Genomic DNA, 3495 nt, shown 5'->3' on the forward strand with positions numbered 1-3495 from the left:
ACGCAAGCCCGTACCGCCGAGCGCCGGCTGGTTTCGCTTGCCCGCACGGCTACGATAGACGGCGGGATATTGGTGTTTATGAACCGGTTGTCCGACTGGTTGTTTGCCCTGTCGGTGGAATATACGCCGCGACAGGCAACGGAAAACAATGTGAACAGATGAAAGAAAGACTGCATCCGATAATGTTTACCGGCACAGGCAGCGACGTGGGAAAGAGTGTCGTGGCCGCCGCTTTCTGCCGTATATTCCTTCAAGACGGGTATACGCCGGCACCGTTCAAGGCGCAGAACATGGCTCTCAACTCGTTTGCCACGCCCGATGGTTTGGAGATCGGCCGTGCGCAGGCCGTGCAGGCCGAGGCCGCCGGAGTGGATTGCCATACGGACATGAACCCGCTGCTGCTCAAACCACAGTCGGACCACACGTCGCAGGTGGTGCTTAACGGTCGGCCGGTGGGCACACGCAGTGCCTCGGAGTATTTCCGTCGTGAGGGTAGGGCTGAGCTTAAGGCTGCCGTATGCGAGGCGTTCGACCGTCTCGCTGCCCGTTATAACCCCGTGGTCATGGAAGGAGCGGGCAGCATGACCGAGCTGAACCTCAGGGATATAGACCTCGTCAACCTGCCGATGGCCGCCCATGCGGGTGCCGATGTCATTCTCGTGGCCGACATAGACCGTGGCGGAGTGTTCGCCTCTGTATACGGAAGCATTGCCCTGCTTCGTCCCGAGGAGCGGCGGCTGGTCAAAGGTATCATCATAAACAAGTTTCGGGGAGACATCCGGCTGTTCGAATCGGGCATCAGGATGATAGAAGATTTGTGCGGAGTGCCCGTTCTCGGGGTCATCCCTTACTATAAAGACATATACATCGAGGAGGAAGACAGCGTGGCGTTGGCCCGCAAGTCGATGTCTGCCATGCACGGGCGGGTGAACGTCGCGGTTGTGCTGTTGCGCCATTTGAGCAACTTCACCGACTTCAATGTTCTCGAGCACGATTCCCGTGTGCATCTTTTCTATACCAATAACACCGCCGATATAGAGAAAGCCGACATAGTAATACTGCCCGGCACTAAGAGTACGATAGACGACCTGTGTGAGTTGAGGCGCAATGGTGTGGCGGATGCCATTAGGACGGCGCGCCGTAATGGCGCCACCGTGCTCGGGATATGCGGAGGTTTTCAGATGATGGGGCGCGAAGTGCTCGACCCCGACGGCGTGGAGGGCGATATCGGGCGTGTGCCCGGACTGGGACTGCTGCCCGTCAGTACCACAATGACATCGGGAAAGATAACCCGCCGGGTGGATTTCACGATGAACGGGGCTGTGGCCTGCGGTATGTCGGATATCGGAATGCACGGCTACGAGATACACATGGGTGCCACGGCGATTGCCGATGATGCTTCGGCGGTGCCTCTGGCAGCGCTTGATGATGGTTCGGCAGACGGTTGTTTTGTGGACGGCAAGTGCATGGGTACATATCTGCACGGCATTCTCGACAATGCCGCTTTCGTGGATTTCGTTCTCGCTCCGCATGCGTCGAAGACTGAGCGGACCGAACGTCCATTTGATTATGAGGCTTTCAAGAACGGGCAATACGACCTGCTTGCCGACCATGTGCGCCGTAATGTGGACATGGATAAGGTATATGGGATACTTAAAGGAAAATATAATGCCGATTGAACGGCATATAAATGTTTGTTTGGCGTAATATTGGTGTTTGTCAGGCATAATGTGGTGATTTGTAAATCAGGATATATAAACCGCTTAAACGGGATACGGGGACAAGGAGATGATAGAAGGACACGGTGATGATATGTACCGCTACGGCGGCAGGATTAAGTTGAATTTCAGTTCGAATATTTATTATTCGGCAAATCTTGACGGGTTGAAGGCTTATCTGTCAGACCGTCTCGACGTGATAAGTGCTTATCCCGAACCGGAGCCTTACACACTCGAAAGGATGCTTGCTGACAGTATCGGCATACCAAGTGAGTGCGTTATGGTGACCAACGGAGCCACGGAGGCTATCTATCTCATAGCCCGTGCTTATCGGAATATGAGCCGGTATGCCGTCCGTCGCCCCACGTTCAGCGAGTATGAGGATGCCTGCCGGATGTTCGGCTATGCCGAGGCGGATGCCGCTTTTGACGCTCCTGGCGACATCCTTCGTTGGATTTGCAACCCCAACAATCCCACGGGAGAAGTTCTCGGTGTTGATTACATGCGGCGGATATGCGGCATGGGCGGAGTGACCGTCATTGATCAGTCATACGAAGACTATACCACAGAACCGTTGCTGTGTGTCCCGGAGGCTTTGCGTATGCCGGGAGTGATACTTCTCCACTCTATGACAAAGACCTTTGCCATACCGGGATTGCGTCTCGGATATGTCACGGCAAGTGCCGGGATGATAGGCCGTCTTCGGGCGTTCCGCCATCCGTGGTCTGTCAACGCTCTGGCGATAGAGGCAGGAATGTATCTGCTGCGTGACGGAGGCTCCGTCATTCCCGACCTTAGTTCTTATCTTGCGGATGCCTCGGTGCTGCGTTCGGAGCTGGCAGCAATTGACGGAATAGACGTCTTACCCACATCTGCCAACTTCATGTTGTGCCGCGTTTCTGATGCCACGGCGGCCGAACTGAAAGAATTTCTTGCCGTCGAATACGGCATGTTGATACGCGACTGCTCGAACATCACAGGGCTTGACGGCAGATATTTCAGGGTGGCCGCCCGCTCGCGAGAGGATAATGCATCGCTCGTTGAGGCTGTAAGGAAGTTCGTTTCCACACATACCACTCCTCGGAAAAGGACTATCCATTCATAGAATGGGGTTTCCTTCTTTATCGAAAAAACAATGATTACATTACGAAAAAAGAATAATTACATTGGGAACCGGCAACTATTTCTCTTCGAAACGACAGTTGTTACATATTAAACACAACTTGGTATGACAGACCATATATATATAATAATGTGTGCTTTTGCCCCCGTGGTGATCGGTTGGGCGCTTGATTTGACGCTTGGCGATCCTCGTTGGTTGCCGCATCCCGTTGTGCTTTTCGGCCGGATGGTATCCCGTTGCGAGCGGCGTTTCAACCGGCGGGGGTATAACCGCCGTATTGCGGGTGCCTTGATGGCTGTGTTTCTCGTGGCGGCGGTATTTATATCGGTGTGGTGGCTGACGGCACTTGCCGACCTGTTGTCGCCCGTCGCCGGAATTGCCGTGCGGTCTGTCCTTGTGTTTTACTGCCTTGCGGGCACTACGTTGGTTCGTGAGGTACGTGCGGTTTTCACGGCTCTCGACCGCTCTATTGACGACGGCCGCCGCCAGGTGGCCCGTATCGTGGGGCGCGATACGTCGGAACTGACCGCCCAAGAAGTGCGTACGGCCGCTCTTGAAACCCTTGCCGAGAACCTGAGCGACGGTGTGGTGGCTCCTCTTTTCTGGTATTTGCTGCTCGGTGTGCCAGGTATGATGGCGTATAAGATGATAAAC

3 protein-coding genes and 1 pseudogene are annotated in these 3495 nt (G+C 54.6%); all 4 read left to right on the forward strand.

The features are described 5' to 3' along the window. Positions 1-162 (forward strand): annotated as a pseudogene (locus MoGM_RS00585) (ATP:cob(I)alamin adenosyltransferase); the annotation flags it as partial. Beyond that, entirely contained in the window at positions 159-1679 is a 1521-nt protein-coding gene (locus tag MoGM_RS00590) for a cobyric acid synthase (protein WP_104368299.1), read from the forward strand. The pseudogene MoGM_RS00585 and the gene MoGM_RS00590, both read left to right, overlap by 4 nt. Before the next feature lie 109 nt (positions 1680-1788). Further along, positions 1789-2823, forward strand: coding sequence for a threonine-phosphate decarboxylase (locus tag MoGM_RS00595; RefSeq protein ID WP_104368300.1), 1035 nt, complete (start codon positions 1789-1791; stop codon positions 2821-2823). Positions 2824-2946: 123 nt separating this feature from the next. Beyond that, positions 2947-3495: CobD/CbiB family cobalamin biosynthesis protein (locus MoGM_RS00600; protein ID WP_146078597.1), on the forward strand; the 549-nt coding region annotated here is incomplete at its 3' end.

The organism is Prevotella sp. MGM1 (assembly GCF_002933775.1).
Classification (GTDB): domain Bacteria; phylum Bacteroidota; class Bacteroidia; order Bacteroidales; family Bacteroidaceae; genus Prevotella.

Excerpts from the sequence above, each read along its gene's own strand:
- MoGM_RS00590 (WP_104368299.1), top strand. The coding sequence starts at position 159 with ATGAAAGAAAGACTGCATCCGATAATGTTTACCGGCACAGGCAGCGAC.
- MoGM_RS00595 (WP_104368300.1), top strand. The coding sequence starts at position 1,789 with ATGATAGAAGGACACGGTGATGATATGTACCGCTACGGCGGCAGGATT.